At 59.7% G+C, this 23584-nt stretch carries 24 protein-coding genes; 3 read left to right on the forward strand and 21 right to left on the reverse strand.

The window, feature by feature from the left end; genetic code table 11:
* Nucleotides 1-21 precede the first annotated feature (21 nt).
* From DWX25_RS05340 to DWX25_RS05350, 3 genes are all read right to left on the reverse strand, one after another.
* Nucleotides 22-1152, reverse strand: coding sequence for a TIGR02452 family protein (locus tag DWX25_RS05340; RefSeq protein WP_199412324.1), 1131 nt, complete (start codon nt 1150-1152; stop codon nt 22-24).
* 138 nt (nt 1153-1290) lie between these two features.
* Nucleotides 1291-1986, reverse strand: coding sequence for a Bax inhibitor-1 family protein (locus tag DWX25_RS05345; protein WP_117734964.1), 696 nt, complete (start codon nt 1984-1986; stop codon nt 1291-1293).
* Nucleotides 1987-2068: 82 nt separating this feature from the next.
* Complete coding sequence (locus DWX25_RS05350; RefSeq protein ID WP_147351590.1) at nt 2069-2407, reverse strand: hypothetical protein; 339 nt, start codon at nt 2405-2407, stop codon at nt 2069-2071.
* A gap of 249 nt (nt 2408-2656) precedes the next feature.
* Between DWX25_RS05350 and DWX25_RS05355 the strand changes: the two genes are divergently transcribed.
* The 3 genes from DWX25_RS05355 to DWX25_RS05365 all read left to right on the forward strand — a co-directional run bounded on the left by DWX25_RS05355 (nt 2657) and on the right by DWX25_RS05365 (nt 5208).
* Entirely contained in the window at nt 2657-3706 is a 1050-nt protein-coding gene (locus DWX25_RS05355; protein WP_117734962.1) for an inorganic phosphate transporter, read from the forward strand.
* A 67-nt stretch (nt 3707-3773) separates the two neighbouring features.
* Nucleotides 3774-4397 carry a DUF47 domain-containing protein gene (locus DWX25_RS05360; RefSeq protein WP_117734961.1) on the forward strand — a complete coding sequence of 208 codons (624 nt, stop codon included), beginning with the start codon at nt 3774-3776 and terminating at the stop codon, nt 4395-4397.
* Nucleotides 4398-4677: 280 nt separating this feature from the next.
* Nucleotides 4678-5208, forward strand: a complete 531-nt coding sequence (locus DWX25_RS05365; protein WP_117799218.1) for a nitroreductase family protein — start codon at nt 4678-4680, stop codon at nt 5206-5208.
* Nucleotides 5209-5384: 176 nt separating this feature from the next.
* Here the strand turns inward: DWX25_RS05365 and DWX25_RS05370 are convergent, their stop codons facing one another.
* The 18 genes from DWX25_RS05370 to mraY all read right to left on the reverse strand — a co-directional run bounded on the left by DWX25_RS05370 (nt 5385) and on the right by mraY (nt 23584).
* The gene (locus DWX25_RS05370; protein ID WP_117734960.1) at nt 5385-6059 is read right to left on the reverse strand and encodes a DivIVA domain-containing protein; all 675 of its coding nucleotides are present in this window, start codon (nt 6057-6059) and stop codon (nt 5385-5387) included.
* A gap of 61 nt (nt 6060-6120) precedes the next feature.
* Nucleotides 6121-6408: a YggT family protein gene (locus tag DWX25_RS05375; RefSeq protein ID WP_369832059.1), complete on the reverse strand. Its 288-nt coding sequence runs from the start codon at nt 6406-6408 to the stop codon at nt 6121-6123.
* Between the two features lie 15 nt (nt 6409-6423).
* The gene (locus tag DWX25_RS05380) at nt 6424-7149 is read right to left on the reverse strand and encodes a cell division protein SepF (RefSeq protein WP_117734958.1); all 726 of its coding nucleotides are present in this window, start codon (nt 7147-7149) and stop codon (nt 6424-6426) included.
* A 60-nt stretch (nt 7150-7209) separates the two neighbouring features.
* Nucleotides 7210-7947: a YggS family pyridoxal phosphate-dependent enzyme gene (locus DWX25_RS05385; RefSeq protein ID WP_117734957.1), complete on the reverse strand. Its 738-nt coding sequence runs from the start codon at nt 7945-7947 to the stop codon at nt 7210-7212.
* 120 nt (nt 7948-8067) lie between these two features.
* Entirely contained in the window at nt 8068-8925 is an 858-nt protein-coding gene (locus DWX25_RS05390; protein ID WP_117734956.1) for a PhoU domain-containing protein, read from the reverse strand.
* Between the two features lie 92 nt (nt 8926-9017).
* Nucleotides 9018-9821: a phosphate ABC transporter ATP-binding protein PstB gene (pstB, locus tag DWX25_RS09525; protein ID WP_117647229.1), complete on the reverse strand. Its 804-nt coding sequence runs from the start codon at nt 9819-9821 to the stop codon at nt 9018-9020.
* Nucleotides 9822-9833: 12 nt separating this feature from the next.
* Nucleotides 9834-10739 (reverse strand): phosphate ABC transporter permease PstA, encoded by a 906-nt coding sequence (pstA, locus tag DWX25_RS09530; RefSeq protein WP_117762846.1) that lies wholly within the window; start codon nt 10737-10739, stop codon nt 9834-9836.
* Nucleotides 10740-10742: 3 nt separating this feature from the next.
* The gene (gene pstC / locus DWX25_RS05400) at nt 10743-11669 is read right to left on the reverse strand and encodes a phosphate ABC transporter permease subunit PstC (protein WP_117743761.1); all 927 of its coding nucleotides are present in this window, start codon (nt 11667-11669) and stop codon (nt 10743-10745) included.
* A gap of 1 nt (nt 11670) precedes the next feature.
* The gene (locus DWX25_RS05405; protein WP_117734953.1) at nt 11671-12507 is read right to left on the reverse strand and encodes a phosphate ABC transporter substrate-binding protein; all 837 of its coding nucleotides are present in this window, start codon (nt 12505-12507) and stop codon (nt 11671-11673) included.
* The gene (locus DWX25_RS05410; protein WP_117743760.1) at nt 12504-13304 is read right to left on the reverse strand and encodes a polyphenol oxidase family protein; all 801 of its coding nucleotides are present in this window, start codon (nt 13302-13304) and stop codon (nt 12504-12506) included. Before DWX25_RS05410 ends, DWX25_RS05405 begins: the two co-directional genes overlap by 4 nt.
* 209 nt (nt 13305-13513) lie before the next feature.
* Complete coding sequence (ftsZ, locus tag DWX25_RS05415) at nt 13514-14668, reverse strand: cell division protein FtsZ (RefSeq protein WP_117734951.1); 1155 nt, start codon at nt 14666-14668, stop codon at nt 13514-13516.
* A gap of 199 nt (nt 14669-14867) precedes the next feature.
* Nucleotides 14868-16124 (reverse strand): cell division protein FtsQ/DivIB, encoded by a 1257-nt coding sequence (locus DWX25_RS05420; RefSeq protein WP_233505616.1) that lies wholly within the window; start codon nt 16122-16124, stop codon nt 14868-14870.
* Complete coding sequence (murB, locus tag DWX25_RS05425) at nt 16081-16992, reverse strand: UDP-N-acetylmuramate dehydrogenase (RefSeq protein WP_006234257.1); 912 nt, start codon at nt 16990-16992, stop codon at nt 16081-16083. The genes DWX25_RS05420 and murB overlap by 44 nt, the downstream gene beginning before the upstream one ends.
* 5 nt (nt 16993-16997) lie before the next feature.
* Nucleotides 16998-18416 (reverse strand): UDP-N-acetylmuramate--L-alanine ligase, encoded by a 1419-nt coding sequence (gene murC, locus DWX25_RS05430; RefSeq protein ID WP_117799219.1) that lies wholly within the window; start codon nt 18414-18416, stop codon nt 16998-17000.
* Between the two features lie 97 nt (nt 18417-18513).
* The gene (gene murG / locus DWX25_RS05435) at nt 18514-19629 is read right to left on the reverse strand and encodes an undecaprenyldiphospho-muramoylpentapeptide beta-N-acetylglucosaminyltransferase (protein ID WP_117799220.1); all 1116 of its coding nucleotides are present in this window, start codon (nt 19627-19629) and stop codon (nt 18514-18516) included.
* The gene (gene ftsW, locus DWX25_RS05440; RefSeq protein WP_117799221.1) at nt 19619-21112 is read right to left on the reverse strand and encodes a putative lipid II flippase FtsW; all 1494 of its coding nucleotides are present in this window, start codon (nt 21110-21112) and stop codon (nt 19619-19621) included. The genes murG and ftsW overlap by 11 nt, the downstream gene beginning before the upstream one ends.
* Before the next feature lie 36 nt (nt 21113-21148).
* The gene (gene murD, locus DWX25_RS05445) at nt 21149-22555 is read right to left on the reverse strand and encodes a UDP-N-acetylmuramoyl-L-alanine--D-glutamate ligase (RefSeq protein ID WP_117799222.1); all 1407 of its coding nucleotides are present in this window, start codon (nt 22553-22555) and stop codon (nt 21149-21151) included.
* A gap of 9 nt (nt 22556-22564) precedes the next feature.
* Nucleotides 22565-23584 (reverse strand): phospho-N-acetylmuramoyl-pentapeptide-transferase, encoded by a 1020-nt coding sequence (gene mraY / locus DWX25_RS05450; protein ID WP_117799223.1) that lies wholly within the window; start codon nt 23582-23584, stop codon nt 22565-22567.

Consider the following 23584-nt stretch of genomic DNA (forward strand, 5'->3'; position numbering starts at 1 on the left):
ATGTCGCATCACGCGCACAGTTTACAAGTATTTGCGCCAGTCGTCGTCATCCTCATCGTCCTCGGCAGCGGCCCGAGCCTGCTCGGCGGCACGGGCGGCCGCAGCGCGGGCGGCAACCTGGGCATAGGACTCCTCGTTGCGCTCGGGGAAGTTTGCCAACACGTGCTCGAACTTGGCGAAGTCCTCGTCCCAGCGCGTAGAGGGCACAGCAAAGAAGACCTGCTTGACCTTGAAGTCGCCCGATGCGAGCTCCTTGCGGAAGAGCTCAGCCACGGCCTCGGCGTCAAAGCCGTTGTTGTCGCAGCCCCATGCGCCCAGCACGAGCTTCTCGCGACCCAACTCGTCGCAGATGGCGAGTACAAAGCGGATACGGTCGCGCAGGGCATCCAGCAGAGCATCGTCGCTCACGCGATACTCCTGGCGGGCGCGCTTAACGTTGGGCGCGGCGGCAACGATCACGTCGGCATACGCATGCACATGGTTGCGGTCGAAGCGCACCGCGGGCACCACCAGCGCGCGGTTGCGGTACAGCTCGCAGTTGATATTGCGGCGACGGTTCTCGCCGTACCACTTACGCTGCTTATCGAGGACATTGTACAGATACGAATCGGCACAGAGCGCGGCCTCCTGGCCCAGATAGCCCTGGATGTAACCGCCGCCCGGATTGGTAAACGAGGCAAAGGCAAGCACGGCCATGTCGCAGAACTGCGCATAGCCACGGCCGTTGTCCAGAATGGCCTGCGTGGCGGAGGCATCAAGCACGGTGACCTCGGGCAGGGTCGGAGCGGGCTCCTCGGCAGGCACGGGCTCGGTCTCTGCGGGCTCCTCGGCAGACGCAGACTCGTCCGTGACCTCGGTCTCGACGGGCGCGACCTCGGTGGCCTCGACCTCGGCAGCGTCAGCCTCCACAACCCCAGCAACCTGCTCCTCGGCAGCCGCCTGGGCCTTGGCCTTCATCGCCGCGACAAAACCGGCAGGCATACCGTCGAATTCGCGCACGCCGGCAAGCGAGCGCTCGATATCCTTGGCACACGCCTCGGACACAGTTGCCACGTGACGCTCGGCGGCCTTGACACGGGCCTCGCGCTTGGGGTTGGGCTGCCCTGCGCGGCCGGTCCTGCGGTTACGGTTCCTGTTGTCGACGTCTGCCATAAGTGGTCACCTTTCCTGTCGCTGCCGTTATCGGCTTTTTCCCATCCATGATACCCCGCCACGTACAAAAAAGACGGCCCCGAAGGACCGACTTTCGCATTGATTTACGCGCGCGGCAAGCACCGCTGCAACTCGCCGCTAGTCGCGACGACCAAGGATATTCAGGATGCGCAGGAACACGTTGATGATATCCACGAACAGGTTGGACGCCATGAGCACCGCATTGGGAAGCGTGGGCGGCACCGTCGTGGCCACATAGGTGTCGTAGCCAATAAAGCCGGCGAACACCACAATCACGATCAGGTCGGTGATGGTTTGCGAAACGCCCATAAACATCAGCACGATCTCGACCAGGATCGTGGCAAGCAGAATACCAAATCCGATGCCATACACACGCTGGAAGAACTTGGGGAAGGTCACGCCCAGCGCGCCAAAGACAAAGGTAATGGCGGCGGTGGCGATAAAGGCGGTGTTGATGGTGGGCAGGTCGTAGTTGGCAAGGCCAAACGACGCGGTCAGGCCAAAGGTGCTCGCAAAGATCACGTAACCCGTGAGCGACAGGCCCACAGACTGCTTGCCCGCGGCAGCCGACATCATGACAATGCCGACGATGGTCAAAATAAACGAGCCAAAGACCAGCGGCAAAGCGGCGCCACTCATCATCATGCGGGCAAACGCCATGGTGCTCGTAAAGTAGGCGCCGGCACCCATGGCGCAAAAGCCCAAAAAGATCAGGGCGGACATGACAAGGTTGTACGCACGCGGCGACATCTCCTTGGCACGGCTTGCACCGGTCTCGATGGGGCCGTTCTGATAGCCCTGGATATCATTCATGCTTTCGTCCTTTCAGATAGCGCCGCGACAGCAGCGCCTTAAGCGACAAGATTTCTGCCATTGTACCCAAATGCCACACGTTTTACCTGCGGCGCCCACCCTCGAGCGTGCAGTCAAACGCCCAGACCCACCAACGCATCACGTGGGTCTGCAAGCCGTCCGGCCGTTCGCGCGCCTGGTCCTCCAGATACAACTCGGTCGCATGACCGCCAAAACGAACCTTATAGGTTGCCGTACGAATGCCGTGAACCGTCAGGCCAAACCCAGTGGTCGAGACAATCTCGTCAATCGTAAAGCAGCGACCGTCAACCCAGCAGACGGTGACCGGCACGACTTGTCCGCCCGCGAGGATGCGAGCCACGACGTCCACATACTGCTTGTGCACGCGCCGAGTTTTGCCATCTGTCTGTCGATATTCCATGCCCCTATTATCGAACGCATGTTTGCATATTGTAAAGCGAACAGGCTGTGGTTTTGGCGTGTCGGACCGCATGCGCACGTCCGCACGACGTGTTAGCAAAAAGAACACCGGAGGTCAACAGGGCTAATATTCAATTTTAGTACCCAAAAATTCACTTCTCCCATCAGAACTCGGTAAAGAAACCCGCAGGAGGTGATACGATTTATCATGTTTTTGTAACGTTTCTGCAAACTTCGAGAAAGCCCATATATGGACGTAACGTTCTCAACCTTCCTCGGCCAACTTGTGTCGAACCCAGTCCTTGCCGTCACCGTGATTCTCGCGCTCGGCGCCATCTTCGTCAACGGATGGACCGACGCGCCCAACGCCATCGCGACCTGCGTCACTACGCGTTGCATGCCCGCCCGCGCTGCCATTCTCATGAGCGCCGCATTCAACTTCCTCGGCGTGCTCATCATGACGCACTTTAACGCGAGCGTCGCCAACACCATCTCACATATCGTCGACTTTGGCGGAAATAGCACCATGGCGCTCGCGTGCCTGTGCGCGGCGCTGTTCTCCATCGTCGTCTACGGCGCCACAGCGTCGCGTTTTGGCATCCCCACCTCGCAAAGCCACAGCCTTATCGCCGGCCTGACCGGTGCCGCTATCGCCCTCGGCGGCGCGAGCAGCGTCAACGTCCACGAGTGGATGAAGGTCATCTACGGCTTGGCGCTCTCCATCGGCCTGGGCTTTGTCATGGGCTGGGTCCTGTGCAAGCTCGTCTCGATTCTTTTTGCCGCCGCCAACAGGCGACGTGCCAACGTCTTCTTTAAATACGCTCAGATCGCGAGTGCCGCGGCCATGAGCTTCATGCACGGCGCGCAGGATGGACAGAAGTTCATCGGCGTGCTCTTTTTAGGCGTGGCCTTCGCCAACGGCCAGACGAGCGTCGGCGATGCCGGCATCCCCATCTGGATTATGCTGCTGTGCTCGGCCACTATGGGTATCGGCACCAGCGTGGGCGGCGAGCGCATCATCAAGTCCGTCGGCCAGAGCATGGTTAAGCTCGAGAAGTATCAGGGTTTCTCTGCCGACCTCGCGGGCGCCGCGAACCTGCTACTTGCCACCCTTACCGGCATCCCCGTGTCATCCACGCACATCAAAACCTGCGCCATCATGGGCGTCGGCGCCGTCAAGCGCCTCTCAGCCATCAACTTCGGCGTCGTCAAGGACATGATGTTCACCTGGTTCTTCACCTTCCCCGCTTGCGGACTCATCAGCTTTTTCATGGCCAAGCTGTTCATGATGTTCCTCTAGTCAAACCGAGTGTCCATCCGGACCGCAACACTTCGCCTACCCGTCTTCGCCTCGAAAGGACCCACCCATGGCAAAGAAACCCAATTCGTTCTACTTTGACAACTACGTCGCCTGCGCCGACCTCGCCGTCCAGGCCGCCGAGCTGCTTACCCAGATTTTTGAGAACTTCGATCCCGCGAAGATTCACGATATGCTCGAGGAGATGCATGCCATTGAGCATGCGGCAGACAAGAAGCACCACGAGCTTGAAGACGCCCTGCTCACCGCCTTTATCACCCCGCTCGAGCGCGAGGATCTGAATTTGATGAGCTGCTCACTCGACACCGTGCTCGACCGCATCGAGGGCGTCGTGCAGCGCGTCTACTTCACCAACATTCAGAGCATCCATCCCGACGCCATCGTCATCGCCCACAAGGTGACCGACGCTTGCCGCGCCATGAAGGACCTGATGGTCGAGCTGCCCAACTACCGCAAGTCCAAAACGCTGCGCGAACTGGTCATCCAGATCAACACCATCGAGTCCGAGGCCGACGAGCTCTACATCAACGCCATGCGCAACCTGCACGTCAACGGCAAGGACCCGCTCGAGGTCATCGCCTGGCGTGACGTATATGCCTTCCTGGAATACTGCGCCGACTGCTGTGAGAATGTGGCCGATGTCGTGGATTCGATCGTCATGAAGAACAGTTAATTGGGGGTACGTGTCCCGGCGGCGAAGGGCCGGCCACGGTTTGCTTTCTCACTCCGGCTGCTTTGCAGAGTCGTTCGAAAGTAAACCGTGGCCGGCCCTTCGCCTTACGTACCACCATTGGGAACTTTGGCTGATACTTTGAAAGCGATGGGGCTTTTGTTAGCAGGGCCTTTGGGCCCGGTTGGGAACTTTGGGACCGCCTCAAACGTTTGGCTGGATGGTGCTTTGGGTACCCTTTATTTTGCTTTGGATCGATTCGTTGACTTTGGAGGGCTTGGTTATGGGTTATTTGGATTTGGCTCGTGGTCGGTATTCTTGTCGTTCTTTTGAGGATCGGGCTGTGGAGCAGTCGGTGGTGGATGCTGTTGTTGAAGCTGGACGGATTGCTCCTTCTGCTTGTAATAATCATCCTTCTCGTGTGATGGTGCTGGATACGCCCGAGCTGTTGGAGAAGGCTGCTGCTTGTCAGCCTCGGTTTGCTCGTGATGGGTCTATCTTTGGGGCTCCGCTTGTCTTCCTCATTTGCAGCGTTACCGATGATGCTTGGGTGCGCCCGTATGATCAGATGAATTCCAGTGAAATCGATACGTCCATCGTGTGTGATCAGATGATGATGGAGGCCACCGAGCAGGGCCTGGGAACGTGCTGGGTGTGCCATTTTAAGCCCGAGGTGGCCCGTGAGCAGTTCGACCTGCCCGAGGGTGTCTATCCCTATCACATGCTCGTCTGTGGCTATCCTGCCGACCATATCGCCGACCCCGAGCATCGAGAGGCCCGCACCATTCCCCTCTCCGACTTCCTCCTCAAGTAGATTTTTGGGACATGCCGCAAAACCTACCCTTGACCGCTCACCCGTTCACCGAGTTCTGCGCCACTATGTGCAGGGCTCGGATTTTTATGTTGCGCACCCCTGCACACCCTGCACAGTCATAAAAAAGGACCCGCAAGCTGCGGGTCCTTTCTAGGCACTAAATTGTAGGCCGAATGTTAGTCCAGGTCGTCGGCAGCGAAGTTGTCGATCGGGGCGAAGGGATCGGCCACGGGGACAACCGGATCGGCGACGGGCAGCGGCTCGGCGGGAACAGTCACCGCAGGAGAAGCGGCAGAACCAACCGGCGTGGAGGCCATGAGGTCGGCCGGGAAGGAGTTCTGGGCGTCGTCCATAAAGTGCTGGATGAGCTTGAGGTACTCGGCCTTGAACTCCTCGCGGGAAGCCTTCAGACGGTCGATTTCCTCGAGCTCGGCCTGCTTCTCGGTCAGAGCCTGGCGGATAACCTCGCGGGCCTTGGCGTCAGCCTCGTTGCGGATACGCTCAGCGTTCTCATTGGCATCGTTGACGATGGTCTCAGCGGTCTGCTGGGCAGCGATCAGGGCAGCGGAAATCTGGCGCTCCTGAGCGGAGAAGTCAGGGGCGGGAGCGGCCACGGGGGCGGCAGGGGCGGCCTGGGCGGCGGTATCCTGAGCCTGGGCAAGCTGAGCCTGTGCATCGGCAAGCTGCTGCTCAGTAGCAGTCAGACGGCCCTTAAGGTCGACGATCTTAGCGAGCATAGCGTCAACCTCGGAAGACAGCGTCTCCAAGAAGACGTCGACCTCGGCAGGATCGTAGCCACGCTTGGCCTCAGAGAAAGTCTGAGCCTGGATGTCTGCAGGGGTAATAGCCATAACAAGTCTCCTTTTTCATCGCCTCGGCGCTACACGCCCGACGTAAGTTACTAAGTCAGTTCTATACGAGTATACCTATAAGAAGCTGCAGAACCAGTCTCTGCACCAACTGCAACGCAATAATCGCAACGACCGGCGAAAAATCAACGCCGCCCATCGGCGGGATAAACCGACGAAAGAGGTTGAGCCACGGGCCGCAGACGCTATCGAGCACTGCAGCGATATCCTGCAGCAGGCCGCCCTGCTTCATGGGAATCCACGTCATAAAGCAATAGACCACGATGAGCGTGGAGTAGAAGTTGAACAGCGTGTTGACCAGCTGGACAATGGTGTAGATGTTGATGAGAATCTCCTCGTCTTGGGTTTACTTAAGGTAGCCGTCGGCACGAAGCTTCTTGAGGTCCGAATCCTTGACCTCGCAGCCGGCGGGCAGCACCATGAACACGCGGTCGCCCACCTCCTTGACCGTAGCGCCCAGGCCACAGGCAAAGCCATAGCTAAAGTCCAGGACACGCTTGGCGACCTCGGTGCGAACGCCGACAAAAATCAGCGCGACGGGCTGTTTGGTACGCACACGACGGACAACGGTCTCAACGTCATCATAGCTCTCGGGACGCAGGACATAGGCAGGCAGCTGCGGCGTGGCGTTGATGATGTTGCTCGCATAGGCCGAGGCGTCGCTCGGCGCAGGGGCGGGCGCAGGCGCCGCGGCGCGAGCACGGGCGCTCTCGGCATAGCTCGACGGCGTGTCGTAGGCGCCGGGACGATAGCCACCGGTGACCGTATCCTGAGAACGCGACGGCGGATTGTACGTCGTTGCATGACGCGAGTCATCGCCGACCAGCTGACCGGAGCGCGTATACACGGCAACCGACTCAGCTTCACCGCGGCGCGTCTGGCCCAGCAGGCCGTTGCTCGGCTCGTCCTGGGTATAGAAGCCCTCGCCCGAAGCACCACTGTAGCCGCCGCCCTGATAGCCGTCGTCGTAGCCGTCATCGTAGCCGTAGTCGTCATCCTGGCTATAGCCCTGGTCGTAACCCTGCTGGCCGCCCAGGTGCATCTTATTTTTAATCTCGTCAAGGAAGCCCATGGTTGTGTCCTCTCACGGTTTAGTGCAGGCGCTCTGTAAACCAGTGCGCACTTCAGAGCCCTATTTTACTGCAAACTCCGGGCTAAATACTACCCTGCCCAGGCGAACGAGCGTAGAGCCCTCCTCAAGGGCAGGCTCAAAGTCCTCGCTCATGCCGCAGGAAAGCTCAGGCAGGTTCAAATCGGGATGCGCTGCCTCCAGCTCATCCCTCAGCTCACGAAGCCCCGCAAAGGTGCGGCGTGCCACATCCTTATTCCCCCGGGGCGCCATAGTCATAAGCCCCTGCACGCAAATTCCCTCAAGCTCTGCAAGCTCACCCGCGGCGGCGCGAATCTCATCGGGCGAAAAACCGCCCTTGGACTCCTCGCCGCTCACGTTGACCTCAATCAGCACCTGCTGGGGAGCAACCAGCTCGCCCGCCTCGATCTTACGAGTCGCACGGCTCGAGATAGCCTGCGCCAGATGAAGCGACCCCACCGAATGGATTAGCTCGGCTGAGCCCAGCACCGCATTGATCTTGTTAGTCTGAAGGTTGCCGATCATATCGAAACGCACCTCGGGCAGCTCCGGATGCTCCGCCAGACCCGTAAGCTTGCGGACGAGCTCTTGCGGGCGGTTCTCGGCAAAATGGCGATACCCCGCCCGAATGGCCGCGATGGTCTCGTCGACGCCAACGGTCTTGGACACGGCAATCAAACGCGCGGCATCGTGGGGCCTCCCAGCGCGATCGAGCGCGGCATAAAAGCGCTCGAGTATCTGCTCGCGGCGAGCGCGCATCAAGTCTAAATAGTTATCCATGGCAAATCGCCTCCGCAGACAGCACAACAAGTAGTCCCATGCTAACGCAAGAGCGCGGCCCCGCATCCGCAAGGCCGCGCTCCCTCAGGTATTTACAATCTCTCAACGAGCGGAGCTACCCTACTCCTCGTCGTCCTCGCCATCGTCTTCATCCTCAAGATGATCCAGCAGGTAGCGCAGGCCCTCGCTAACCTCGTTAGCAGGCACCTTGGCAACATAGCGAGCATCGACGGCGGGCCTCATGATAACACCCTCGCCCGAAGGCACGCGCATGCTCTCGAGCTCATCCTCATCAGTGCGGGCGATATCGCCGGCGTTCATACGCTGACCAGTCAACAGGAAGGTCAGACGGCAAGCGGCATCGATGGAAATCGAAGCGATGCGATCGAGGTAGCGTGAAACCATGATGGCGCGACGCAGGTCGTCATAGTTGCTGTCGTCGTCCATAAAGTCGCCCGTATCCATACGGTTAAAGGTGCGGAAGAACTTCTCGTAGGCAGCGTGCACTGGCTCGTCCTCGACGGCCAGGTTGCAGATGATGGACATGTCATTGGTGACGAGCGCAGAAAGCGAAGAGCCCAGCACCTGGTAGACGGCCTCAGCCTCGGCCTCGACCGTGCCGACAAGCTCCTTGGGCAGCGAGATGTCGGCCTTGATCATATGACGCGTGGCGCGGCAAATCTGACGGACCTTATCGGTCATGCGCTGCAGGTTAAAGTCAACATAGATAATCGTCTGAAGCAGGCGGAAGTCGGAGGCGACCGGTGACTGCGTGGCAATCAGGTTGTAGCAGACGGCCTCCAGGTTGGCGCAGCGTGCGTCAATCGAAAGCGTGCGCTTCTTGGTCTTGGTGGCGAGCTTGCGGTCGTCGGTCACATAGGCCTTTACGGCATCGTGGAGGGCCAGATCGACGGCCTCATAGATGCTCAGCATCTCGTGACGGGCCTCGATGAGCTGACGGGAAAACAGTTTGCGCATGGTTCACTCCAATCAGTTGGGTGCGGTCATGCCGCCCGCACAGTGAATACGCACCGGACCAGGTCCGATCGGCTTGGGACTAGTCGCACCGATCAGCCAAAGCGGCCGGTGATATAGTCTTCCGTACGCGAGTCCACCGGGCTGGTGAAGATCGCGTCGGTTTGACCATACTCGATGAGCGTGGCGGGCTCGCCGGCAACTTCCTGCAAGAAGAATGCGGTGTAGTCGCTGATACGAGCTGCCTGCTGCATAGAATGCGTGACGATGATAATCGTCATCTCGGGCGCCAGCTCGGCCATCAAATCCTCGACCTTAGAGACGGACGTGGGGTCGATGGCGGAGCAGGGCTCGTCCATCAGAAGGACATCGGGTTGCACCGCAAGCACGCGGGCGATGCACAGACGCTGCTGCTGACCGCCCGAGAGCGCCAAACCATCCTTGTTGAGCTGATTGGATACCTCTTTCCAGAGGTTGGCGCGCTTGAGCGATTCTTCCACGATGTCATCGAGGTCGCTTTTGCTAGTCACGCCCTGCAGACGAGGGCCAAAGGCGACATTCTCGTAGATGGATTTGGGAAACGGGTTGGGCTGCTGAAAGATCATGCCCACGCGACGACGGAGGTCGACCGGGTCGACGCCCTCGGCATAGATATCATTGCCGTCGAGCGTCATGGTACCCTCGACGCGCGTACCCTCGATCAGGTCATTCATGCGGTTGATGCAGCGCAAAAACGTCGACTTGCCGCAGCCCGAAGGGCCAATGAAGGCGGTGATGGCGTTTTTTGCGATGTTGAGGTCGAGCCCCGTCAGCGCATGAAAGTCACCGTACCAAAAGTTGAAATCCTTGGCCGTGATGGCTGCTTGCTCCGGCGTGGGAGCGGACTGATAGACGGACATGGGACTCCTTAACTAGCGACGCTTGCGCGACAGGTAGCGCGCAAACAGGTTGAAGGCCAGAATAATCGCCATCAGCAAAAGCGCGGTGCCGTAGGCCGCGTTCATGTTGATGCCGTCGTTGGCAAGCAGGTACAGGTGAACCGTCATGGGGCGGCCGGAATCGAGCGGCGAAATAGGTAGATTGATGGCCTGGCCCATGGTGTAGAGCACCACGGCGGTCTCGCCGATGGCGCGGCCGATGGCAAGGACGATGCCGGTGGCAATGCGACCAAAGGCCGAAGGAAGTACGATCTTGGAGACGACCTGCCACTTGGTGGCGCCCAAGCCGTACGCGCCCCAACGGATATAGCGCGGAACGGCGCGAATGGCCTCTTCGGTGGTGCGCATGACGATAGGCAGCATCAGAAGCGCCAGCGCCAGAGCGGCAGAGACCATCGAAAGGCCCAGGCCCATGGCCTCGACAAACAAGGCGTAGCCAAACAGGCCCATAACGATGGAGGGCACCGACGCCAAAGCGTCAGCAGCGTAGCGTATGAGCTCGACGACCTTGCCCTGCTTGGCGTACTCGGCCAGATAGACGGCTGCCAGCACAGCAATCGGCGTGCAGATAAGCATGGCGAGCGCCGTCACGTAGACGGTCGAGACGATCGTGGGCCAAATGCCGCCCTCGGCGTTGACGCCCTGGGGCCAACCGAAGATAAAGTCGAACGAGATATGCGGCAGACCGTTAATGACCACGTAAGCGATGATAGCGACCAGCACCAGCGTGGTGATGTATGCTGCGGCACGGAACACGCCAAGCATGATCTTATTGGACAGGTCTTTGTTGATGCGGCCCTTCTTGCCGTGGGAAAGGGCACGCTTGATGCGCTCGCGCGACGAGGTCGTATCGACCGTCGTGTCAACGGAATCGGACATAGCCTACCCCCTCTTCTTCTTGGAAATCAGACGGACGATGCCCACCAGCGCGGCGGAGATGATAAACAGGACCACACCCATGCCGAACAGCGCCGAGCGGTGCAGACCCGAGGAATAGCTCATGTCGAGCGCGATCTGGCTCGTGAGCGTCGAGATGGGGCTCGCAATGCTGTCGGGAATAACCGGAGCGTTACCCACGACCATGAGCACGGCCATGGTCTCACCGATGGCACGGCCCATACCCAGCACGATGGCATCCACGATACCCAGCTTGGCGGCAGGTAGCACGACCTTATAGATGGTCTGCCACTTGGTGGCGCCCATGGCATACGATGCCTCGCGAATGCCCATGGGAATGGAATTGAGAGCATCGATGGTGAGCGTGGTGATGGTAGGGACGATCATGATAGCAAGCACGAACCACGCCGTCAGCGCACCAAAACCAAGACCGCCGGTCAGTTGCGCGATAAACGGACGGATGATGATCATGCCAAAGAAACCGTAGATGATGGAGGGAATGCCCGCCAGCAGGTCGACGGCGGGGCTGATGAGTTTGCGCACGCGCTTGCTGGCGATCTCGACCAGATACACGGCCGTGCCCACGCCCAGGGGCACACCCATGGCGAGCGCACCGACGGTCACGAGACCCGAGCCGGCCAGCAGCGACATAATGCCGTAGTGGCCCTCGGAGGGCGCCCACGTAAAGCTGAAGAAGTCCGCCAGGCCAATGTCGGTAAAGACGGGCAGCGCCGAGTACGTGGTAAAGACAAAAATCAGGATGACGGTAACGACCGCCAAGAACGCGCAGGCAAAGAAGATCCACTGCAGCGCCTTCTCCTTGATATAGGTACTGCGCGATACGAGCGCCAGCTCGCGCTTCTTGGGTGCCTGAACATTCTGCTCAGTCTGGGAGTTTTCCTGTGCTTCCATGCTACTCACTCCCCTTCTCGTCGTTGGTGACGGGGATAAAGCCCGCCTCGCGAATCTGCTTGTCCATCTTTTCGGACGTCACGTAGTCGATGTAATCCTGCGCCTGCTGCGAAGGCGCACCCTTCACAAAGAAGTACAGGTCACGCGAGATGGGATAGCCGCCGCTCGCGACCGTCTTCTCGGACGCCTCAACATGATTGACCGAGGCGGCCTTGACCGAGGTCTTGGCGTTGAGGCTATCGACGAAGCCCAGCGAAATGTAGCCAATGGCACCGCGCGAACGAGATACCACGTCGCGCACCTGACCCGTGCCCGAAAGAACGGCCGAGCGACGATCGAACGGGGTGCCGTCCATCACGATGGTGCGAAAGGCCTCACGCGTGCCAGACGCCTCATCTCGGTTGATGACCTGAATCTTCAGGTCCTCTCCGCCGACTTCCTTCCAGTTGGTGATCTTGCCGGCGTAAATATCGCGGAGCTGCCCGGTCGAGAGGTTATCGACCGGGTTATCGTCATTCACGATGACCGCGATGCCGTCGTGCGCGATCACAATCGGGGTCAGGCCCAGATCCTGCTCGTCGGCATTGAGGCCGCGAGATGAGCTGGCGATATCGGCCGTGCCGTTGCTGACGGCCTCGATGCCCGCAGAGGAGCCCAGACCGGAGACAAGTACGTCGATGCCGGTCTCTTCCTTAAAGCCCTCGGCCGCAATCTCGGCAATGGGTAGGCAGGTGGTCGAGCCGGCGACGGTAATGGAAGAAGTAGAAGATCCCGAAGAACAGGCGCACAGCGTAAGCGTAAGCACAGCGGCGCTCAGGACCGATACGATCTTTCTCATAGCATCACGCCGATCGCAGCATGGCGCCCACAGGTGCCGTTCTCGTTACGGTAGGAAAAAAAGCGGTCGTTCTGACGCACAGTCGAAAGCTTGGTATCCACGATATTATCCGCGTCGACACCGACATCTACCAGCGCCTCGCAAATGGCAGCGGAAAGATCGAGCATGCGAGAGATGCTCGCATCGATGCACGAGAACTCGGCGGCAAAGCGATCCATGAGTTCCTGGGACACCTCATATTCGTCACCCAAGATATGGGGACCGATATAGGCGGAAACGTCGCTCGCATCGCAGCCGGCAGCATCGCAAAGCGCCTGGCACGCCTTGGCGGAAATACGTGCAATCGTGCCCTTCCAACCGGAGTGCACCACGGCAAATCCGCCGGGAGCCACCAGCACCACGGGAACGCAGTCGGCAAAGCAGAGCAGCACGGGCACGTTATGCGCCGTACAGACGATGGCATCGCAGCCCTCGGCAATCTGCTCGCGAACGTCCTCAAGGTCATCGGCGCCGTTCGAGGTCACCGCAACGATATGGTCACCATGGATCTGATTGGGAACGAGCAGGTTGTGCTCGCACTCGGCGGCACCCATAGCCTCGAGCGCGCGACGACGATTTTCTTGAACAGCAAAGGGATCATCGCCAACATGCGAGCCCAAGTTGAGTGAGGAGTACGCATCTTCGGAAACACCACCGACGCGCTCGGTGAAGGCAAAGCGAACATAGGATGTCGCGCCCTCCACCAACGTAACTCCATCATGGTCGACACGCGAAACTTTGTCCGCACGTGCTGCCATACCAAAGCCTCCTAATAACACAAGTACGCGGCATCGCCGCTACAGCCCGCGTTTATACGGCTGTCATACTTCCTTAAAAGGATACCTGCTGCACTGGAGGCAATCGTAAAGGGAACGTAAAGAGATTGGAGGTTCTAGTTTACAAAGTCGAAATAAAAAGGGCGCATCCATACGGACACGCCCCTGTGCACAACAATGCAAAGAACGACCTAGAAGCTACCGCGCTTCAGGAAGTCGGGAAGCTCGAACTGATCGTTGCCGAAGTTAGGAAGCTCGGTGCCACCGACGTTGCGGGTCGGAGCGGCCTGAGCCGGGCTGGCGGCAGGAGCGGTGCGCTGCGGCTCAGCGGAGGCAGCGACCTTGCTCTGAGACTGCTGAGCAGCAAAGAGCTCGTCCTGACGGTTGACGTTGGAGTCGGAGAAGCCCGTAGCGATGACGGTGATACGCACCTGATCGCCCAGGGACTCGTCGACAACGGTACCGAAGATGATGTTGGCCTCGGGGTCGACGGCGTTGGCGACAACGTCGGCGGCGTCGCTGATCTCCTGGATGCCCAGATCCTTGGAACCGGCAATGGAGAGCAGCACGCGCGTGGCGCCATCGATGGAGCTCTCGAGCAGCGGGCTGGAGATGGCCTGCTGGGCAGCGTCGACGGCACGGGTATCCCCAGAAGAGGTACCAATACCCATCATGGCGGTACCGGCCTGCTTCATGATGGTCTTAACATCGGCGAAGTCCAGGTTGATGATACCGGGGACGGTGATGAGGTCGGTGATGCCCTGGGTGCCCTGGGAAAGGACGCCATCGGCAATCGCGAAGGCCTCGAGCATGGTGGTCTTCTTCTCGGCGATGTCGAGCAGCTTATCGTTAGGAATGACGATCATGGTGTCGACGCAATCGGAGAGGGTCTTGATGCCCTCCTCGGCGCTCTTCTTGCGCTTGCGGCCCTCGAAGGTGAAGGGCTTGGTCACGACGGCGACGGTCAGTGCGCCGACCTCGTTCATCGCGATATCGGCAACGATGGGAGCAGCACCGGTACCGGTGCCACCGCCCTCGCCGCAGGTGATGAACACCATGTCGGCGCCAGCGAGCGCCTCGGCAATGTCGTCGCGGGACTCATCGGCAGCCTTGCGGCCAACCTCGGGGTTGGCGCCGGCGCCCAGGCCGCGGGTAAGGTCGGTGCCGATGTGCACCTTGATATCGGCATCAGAGATCGCGAGTGCCTGAGCATCGGTGTTGATGGCAACAAACTCGACGCCGCGGATGCCCTCTTCGATCATTCGATTGACCGCGTTGGTACCGCCGCCGCCGACGCCGACCACCTTAATGACGGCAAGGTAGTTGTTGATCTCTGTCTCGTGCATGTCGGTCCTCCGAACAAAGGTTATAGCCATAGCATGGGTCGACCCCTGCGCACATTAACCTTCAGGTTGAAAGTAAATGCAAAGGTAAACCGTATTATGTTTGCACATTATGAACGTATCAGTCAAATAATTGACCGTGAAAACCAAACAAACCAGATAAACGGCGTGGTATGGCCCCTCAACAAAGCATCAACCAGCGCTACGAGGTCGGAGCGTTCCTAAATGTGTAGTTGCCCGGAGAGCGCACATTGATATACGTTACGCCCTCTACCTGCGAAAGCAACTTAGTGACTACGCGTTCTTTCTTGGCGATATCGTCCGAATCGCCCAGCGACACCTCAATGCCGTTATTGAGGTTTGCCGAGATGGCTTCGACCGAAGGCGTGGAAATATCCTTGACTTGTCCCAAGAACTCGCTCGAAAAACCACGCACATAATCCAAGCCAGCCTTAACGGCCTTGGAGCTCACCGCCTGGCCGGAAACCGGAGCGACATCCGCCGAGACATCAGTCAGCAACACCGCGCCATAGTGCTTAGCGAGCGCCAGTGCGGCATCAATGCCGGTCAGGGTATTTGAGCCCTGCCCTGTCGTGATGACGTTGCCCTGGTCGTCCACTTCGACCGACGTCGACAGCGGGGCGATCCAGGTGTCATCATCACCGATGGCCCAGGCAAGGTCATCGGAGCTGATATAGGCAATTGCGATGACCTTGCGCTCCATCGGCGTAATGATGAGCGTATGCGGGAACTGACGCTGGACATCCACGCCCGAGACCCACGGGTTCTGCTTGAGGTCCTCGGTAATCTGGTCGGGATCGACGTTAAAAAGTGACGTTCCCTCGGGCAAATCGATCAGCTGGACAGCATCGTGCTTCGTCACATGCTCGCTGCCTTGAATCTGAATATCAGTGGCGGTAAACAATCCAGAGTTGATCACCACGATGGCAACGACGACGAGCACGGCCAAGACAGCCAGAACGCCGCCCAGGATTTTGCCTTTGCCTGCAACGACAGAAGCGGCGTCTGATGTTTTATTTGCCATCGCCCCAAGTGAAGACAACGGGTTGACGCCTTTTTTACCCGAAGGCTTCTCGGCGGTAGCCGACACCGATGTCAGCGAGCGCGGTTTCGATGCGCCTAGCATGCGACCCGGACGCGCCGCTTTAGTTCCCGTCGAGGGCTTAGGAGCTGGCATGGGACGGGCAGGCTTGGCGCCCATAACAGGCTTTGACGTCACCGAGGGACGCGAGGACTTTTTTGCGGCCGGACGATTACCGAGCTGCGAGCCGACGACCGGACGACTGGTCTGTCGAGCATGCCCGACAGACTTAGAGTGCGCGACGGTATTGCGTTGAGGTTTGGCAGGCGCGCCGGAACGCCCTCCGGCGCGGCGGAAGGTGGGTTTCGATGCTCTAGAAGCCGAGGAATTTAACTTCCGGTCTGAGCTCGATGCCATACGCCTCCCTCACCTTTCCGTGCACATGTCTGATAACCGCGGCAACGTCATCGGCCGAGGCAGTTCCGTTATTAACGATAAAATTAGCGTGAACGGGCGAAACTTCCGCGCCGCCAATCGAAAAACCCTTTAATCCACAATCCTCGATAAGCTTGCCCACACTCGCATCGGGCGGGTTGCGAAAGACCGACCCGCAGGATGCGCGACCCATGGGCTGTGTACGCTTGCGCCTCGTCAGGTACCGCTCCATGCGCTCGCGAATGTCGGCCTTGGGCGCCGGTTTAAGCTTGAGCACGCACTCGAGGATAATCTCATTGCGGGGAAGGCTACATTCGCGGTAGCCCCAAGTGATCTCGGACCCCGCATAATGCTTGATACCGGATGCCGGGTCAAACGTTACGACATCCTCGACCAGCGAGCCAATCCACTCGGTCCGTGTGCCGGCATTCATAGATATCGCACCGCCGACCGAACCAGGGATGCCAACGGCAAACTCAAGGCCCGAGAGGCTACGCGACAGGGCATCGTTGACCAGGCGCGCAAACATCACGCCCGCACCGACCGTCAGCGTACAGCCGTCATCGGCAACAACCGTGCGCTGAAACTCACGTCCGAGCGAAATGACAGCACCGCGATAACCACCATCGGCAACCAGCAGATTGGAGCCCTTGCCGATGATGACCCACGGCACCTGCTCGCGATCGAGCACCGCCACGGCGCGGCGGAGGGCATGATAGCTATGGCACGTCACGAAGAGGTCGGCCTTGCCGCCGATACGATAGCTCGTATGACGCGCAAGGCGCTCGTCCTCGATCACATCCGTGTCGATCATGCCCGAGAGCGCCATGACGGCGTTAAACAGACCCATTTGACTTAAGCGTCTTTCTTGGCAGTCAGATACTCGATGAACTCGGGACCGACGGTCGTAACGTCACCGGCACCCATGGTGAGCAGCAGGTCGCCCTCGCCCACCATCTGCTCGAGCTCCTGATTGAGCTCAAGACGGCTGGAGCAGTACACGACCTCCTTGCCAGGATGCTTGGCGCGCACGGTATCGGCGAGCATCTTAGAGGTGACACCCGGAATGGGCATCTCGCCAGCCGAGAACACATCGATCAGCAGCAGTTTATCGGCATTGGCAAATGCATCGGCAAAGTCGTCGCACAGGGCCTGCAGGCGCGAATAGCGGTGCGGCTGGAATACGACGTCGACGTGCTTGTAGCCCAGCGACGAAGCGGCAGCAAGCGTCGCCTTGATCTCAGTGGGGTGATGGCCGTAATCATCGACCACGGTGATGCCATCGATATCGCCCACGTGGGTAAAACGACGGCGGACGCCCTCAAAGCTCGAGAGCGCCTTGGCGGCGGCGTCGATGTCAAGGCCCAGGACATGGGCGACGGTGAGCGCCGCCGTGGCGTTGAGCATGTTGTGGCGACCGGGATTGCTCTTGATCTCCACAGCGTGCTCAGTGCCGTCCTCAAAGCGAACGATAAAGTCACTCTGGATGCCCTTGACATCCGGATGCACGCAGACGACATCGTTGCTCTCGGCAAAGCCGTAGGAAAGCACGTGACGGCCCGTCGACTTGGCGAGCTCGACCAGATGCGGATCCTCACCGCAGACGATGACGGTGCCGTCCTCGCCCACCAGGCTCATGAATTTGGCGAAAGTTGCCTCGATCTCCTCGATACCCGAGTAGTGATCGAGGTGGTCGGCCTCGACGTTGGTCACAATGACCACGTTGGGGTTCAGGAACAGGAAGGAGCTGTCGGACTCGTCGGCCTCGGCGACAAAGTAGTCGCCCGAGCCGTTCTTGCCGTTCGTGTCATAGCCCTCGACGATGCCGCCGATCAAGAAGCTCGGATCCAGGCCCATGCGGTCGAGCATGGTGGCGCACATCGAAGACGTGGTGGTCTTGCCATGCGTGCCGGCAACAGCGACGGTGGTGTAGCCGTGGCCCAAAGCAGAGAGCATCTTGGCACGGGGCCACACGGGAATACCAAGCTCGCGAGCGCGCACAAGTTCAGGGTTGGACTCCGGAATAGCGGTGGAGACAACAACCACGTCGGGCTTGACCTCGTCGATCGTGGCGGCCTCATGGCCCACATGCACCTTCACGCCAGCGCGGGTAAGCTGGCGGATATAACGTGACGTCTTAAGGTCAGAGCCGGTAACGGCATAACCGCGCTCGTGCAGAACGAGGGCGATGCCGCTCATGCCGGCGCCGCCGATACCGATAAAGTGGGCGCTCTTAAACTTGGGCGCGGAGGTTGCAGTTTGGGAATCAGCCATGTGCTCGTGTACTCCTTGCGTAAACACTGCCTGTAACCCGTTAACTGTACCGCACCTACCGCATCAGCGCGAGGGCGACCGACGATATCCCGTCTAACTAACGCAAACCCTCTACCGCATCCGCCAGAAGAGCGGCGGCCCTATCCTGAGCCAGACCACGCGCCGCCTGACGCATGGCGTCGCGCGCCGACGCATCATCGACCAGGTGCAGCAGCTCATCGGCAAAGGCAGAACCGTCGATATCGGCATCGGCGCAAAGTACGCCGGCCCCGGCGTCGACCAGATAACGGGCATTGGTGGTTTGGTGGTCGGCCGTCGCATGCGGATACGGCACGAGCACCGAGGGCACGGCAAGCGCAGCGATCTCGGCCACGCTCGATGCGCCCGAACGCGAGAGCGCCAAATCGGCAGAAGCCAGCATATCGCCCATGTTGTCGATGTAAGGCTGGACGCGGTAACGCTTCGCTTCCTCGGGCGTCAGCGCCAAAGCGCGCTCGGTCTCCTCAAAGCCGTCGGCACCCGTCGAATGCAACACATAGAGGTTCTTGCGCGAAAGCAGCTCGTTTTTGAGCGAAACCACGCGCTCGTTGAGGTGCTGGGCGCCAAGTGAACCGCCAAAGACGAGCAGCAGCGTAGCGTCCTCGGGAACGCCAAGTGCCTTGCGGCCGCGAGCGCGATCGCCCTCGATCACCGAGTGACGTACGGGGTTGCCGGTCATGAGCACATGGTCAGGGTCGCCTTCGCGCTCAAAGACCGCGCGCGCTGCCGGCACCGAGATGCACACGCGGGCGGCGTGGGAGTTCATCATCTTGTTGGCCAGGCCCGGAACAGAGTTCTGCTCATGCAACAGATACGGAACGCCCGCGCCCTTGCACCACCCCAGCAGCGGAACCTCGACATAGGCACCAAAACCGATGCCGGCATCGGGCTTGCCGACCTTTGAGAAATAACTGGCGAGCGCACGCTTGGCCTTGTTGACACGCCACAGCGAGGTCAGCGCCGTCCAAGGACGGGAGCGGTCGAAGCCCGTGACCGTAATGGGCACAAAATCAAACCCGGCCTCGGGGACCAGACGACCCTCGAGCTTGCGCGACTGGCCCACGAACACAACGTAGTGACCACGGTCACGCAGCTCTTCGGCCAAGGCGAGCGCAGGGTTGATGTGTCCTGCCGTGCCGCCGGCTGCAATAGCAACGGTCATCTTATCGGTCATGGTAGTCCCTTCGTACACGCGGTCCCTGGTCGTCGGTGCGCAGACGCGCCGACGGGTCCGAGTTCAAATCGATTCGATTATATCCGCCGCCCGCGTTGCGAGGGCTGGGGCGCTGCGGACGACCTTGCGGAGCCGTTCGCGGGCGTGGACGGGCTACCGGCTCGGATGCAGAACCATCCAGAACGGTAAAGCCGCTACGCGAAGGTCGTTCACCGCGCACATGGGCAACGCCGGCGGTGCTCTCGTCCATAACGGCAAAGCTCTCACGGCGGCGGTCATGCTCATCGCGGCGGGCGCTCTCGTACGAAACGCGCAGGATCAACCCGGCGAGCATAAGCGACACAATAATCGACGAGCCGCCGTAGCTAATAAACGGCAGCGGTTTGCCCGTCATGGGAAACACATTGAGAATGCCCAGCGCGTTGATCAAAAACTGCACCGCAAGGATGACCGCGGAGCCAGACGCCATAAGCGCTCCGCGACGGTCGGTCGCCTGCTCGGCAATGCGAAACGCCGAGTAGATCAGCATCGCAAACACCAAGAAGAACAGCACGGTTCCGACAAAACCGGCCTCCTCGCCAACGATGGCCAGGATGTAGTCGTTGTGCGCCTCGGGCAGATACGAGTACTTCATGGTTGAGTTGCCGATGCCACGGCCGAACAGGCCGCCCGAGGCAAAGGCCATGATGGCAAGCGTGGCCTGATAGCCGTCACCATACTCGTCGGCCCAAGGGTTCAAGGCAACCTGAATACGCACCATACGGTACGGCTCTGCAACAAGCGCAATCACGATCACGAGAATGCCGAAGATTATCACGCCGAGGATGAATTTGGGGTCGAGACCCGCGAACAACGCCATGCACATGAGGGTCAACAGGATAATCAGGACGGTACCGAAATCGGGCTGGATAAAGATCAGAAAGAGCGAAATGCCCAGGTAGATGCCCATCTTGCGAAGGAATTCGTTGATGTTGCCACCGGGCGAAAAGAAGCGGTCGAGCATGATGGCCGAATACGCGATGGCAAATGGCTTTAAAAACTCGGAAGGCTGGAACTGAATGCCGGCGATGTTGAGCCAGCGCGTGGCGCCACGGCTGCCGCTGCCCACCAAGAAAACCAGCAGAAGCAAGAGCATCATGCCGATAAGGAAGATCCTGAGCACATCCTCCCCAAACCAGCTGTCCGGCAAAACGCGCACGATGGCAATCAGCGCTAGAACACCGATCGCGGTAAACGCGGCCTGTCGACCCAAAAAAAACGTCGCCGAGCCATTCTCGTGCAGCGCCTCGACCGAAGATGCCGAGTACACCATCAGCAGGCCAAAGCACACCAAGGTAAACAGGCAGGCCATGAATATCAAACGGGGGCGCATGATACGGGCGGGAACGCCGGCAATATAGCGTTCGCTAAACGTCTGCCCGCCGCGACCGGAACGCGGATTGCTGCGCCACGAGGAAGCACGGTCCGAGTCGGGCCTCCTCATACCTTGTCGGGGGCTCTCCTCTCTCACCGGCAGCCCCTATTCCATTTGCGATTTCGCCGCAGCGGCAAGCTGGGCAACATAGTCCTTAAACACGCGGCCGCGCTCCTCATAGCCCGAGAACTCATCGAACGAAGAGCAGGCAGGAGAAAGTAAGATCACGTCGCCACGGCTCGACAGCGAACGGGCAACGTCCACGGCGTCGCGTAGGTCATCCGCCTGGGCGATATCCACATCGCCATCGACATCGGCCTCGTCCATAGCGGCGGTGAAGCGCTCGCGTGCATCGCCAAAGCAGACGACCGAGCGTACGTTATCCATAACGAAGCGCGCGAAGTCCGTGAGCGGCGTGCCCTTATCGTGGCCGCCGAGCAGCAAGATCACATCGTCACCGGGAAATGCCGTCAGGGCCTTCTCGACCGCATCGGTGTTGGTCGCCTTGGAATCGTTGACGTAGCGCACGCCGTCAATCTCGCCACACGGCTCCACGCGGTGCTCGAGCGGCTGGAACGAGGCCAGGCCGCGACAGACACCATCGACATCGGCACCGACTGCCAGGGCAGCCGTGGCAGCGCACAGGGCATTGATAACATTGTGATGGCCCGAGATCTTGAGCTCGGATGTAGCGATCAGCGGGGTCTCGACGCCCTTCAGGCGCACGATCATCTTGCCATCGCGCACAAAGGCGACATCCTCGCCCTCAGGCTCGTCAAAGGCAACCTTGCAGATGCGATGACCCGGCGTGTAGATGTACTCATCGAACTCGTGAATGCCGGCGTCTTCGACGTCGACAACCACCAGATCGTCATCGTCCATATTGTCAAACAGTTTGACCTTGGCAAGCGCGTAGTTCTTATGGCTCTTATGCCAGCCCAAGTGGTCTGGAGTGATGTTGAGCAGCACCGCCACGCGAGGGTGGAGCTCGGTGGTCGTAGCAATCTGATAGCTCGAGAGCTCAGCCACAAACCACTCGTTGTGGGCTCGGCCGTCAATCTCGTTGACCGGCGGCTCGCCGATGTTGCCGACAGCTACGCTGGCCTCGCCGGCAGCCTTGAGCAGATAATCAGTCAGCGACGTGGTGGTCGTCTTGCCGTTGGTGCCCGTGATGGCAATCCAGTTATCGGGCGACAGGCGATAGGCAAACTCGGGCTCACCCATAATCTGGGCGGCATGCTCGTGCCCGGCCTTAAAGAAGCCCGAGAACTCCGAGATGCCCGGGCACGTCACGCATACGTCATAGGCGCCCTCGACCTGTTCGGTCCCATAGACAAACGACGCACCAGCAGCCTCGAGCGTACGCGTGGCGTCATTGGGCTCAGAGGTGCCGCCGCCATACACGGTAACGGCGCTTACGCGCTCGGGATGCGCCAGCGCCCAGCGGGCGACATCGAGACCGGATTTGCCCTGACCCAAAACGAGCAGGCTAAAGACATCAGCAAGAGGCATGAAAGACCACTATCCCAACTGGAAGAACAGAGCAAGGCCAACGGCACCAAAGGCCGCAGCGATAATCCAAAAACGGATGACGACCTTGGTCTCGGCCCAGCCCTTCTTTTCGAAATGATGATGGATGGGCGCCATAAGGAAGACGCGCTTGTGCGTAAAGTGGAAGTAGACAACCTGAATCATGACCGAAAGGGTCTCAACGATAAACAGGCCGCCGATGATGAGGGAGACGACCTCGGTGTTGGTCATGATGGACGTGCAGGCAAACGCGGCGCCCAGGGCAAGCGATCCGGTATCGCCCATAAAGATGCTCGCCGGATAGCAGTTGAACCACAGAAAGCCCAAGCAGGCACCGGCACACGCGGTGCAGAAGATGGACAGGTTCACGTCTCCGTGCAAAAATGCCATGGCAGCCATGGCGAGCATGGCAATCATGGAGGTACCGCCAGCAAGACCGTCAAGGCCATCGGTCAGGTTCACGGCATTAGAAAGACCGGCAATCATCAGCCAGCAAAAGACAATATAGAGCCACGGGAACGAATAGCCGCAGATGGTAGTCGAAAGTACGCCAAGGTCGATCGTCAACCCACCGGGAAAACGAATCTCGGGGGCGACGCCGCACCAGTTGACGGCAAGTACCGTAAAGGTGACACAGATAATGGTTAGGCCGATCATCTTGGCATGGGGCGTCAGACCGAGCGAGCGCCCATGCGTAACGGAGGTCAGGTCGTCGATCAGGCCCAGCACGCCGGTCGCCAGCGTGGCGAGGTGCACGAGCACGAGCTCGGTGGTGAGCTTGCCCATCAGCAGGCAGGTCAGCGAGATCGCGACGAGGATGACAACACCACCCATGGTGGGCGTTCCCTGCTTAACCAAATGACGCTTGGGGCCGTCGGCACGAACCTGCTGGCCGATACCCTCAACCTTGAGCAGCTTGATCCACCACGGCATGAGCAGCAGCGCAATGGCGGCGGCGATGCCAAGCCCCAAAAAAGCCTGATACGTTGGATACGAGGGATTGCCGAACAT

Source organism: Collinsella sp. AF18-8LB (genome assembly GCF_003459795.1).
In the GTDB taxonomy this organism is placed as follows: domain Bacteria; phylum Actinomycetota; class Coriobacteriia; order Coriobacteriales; family Coriobacteriaceae; genus Collinsella.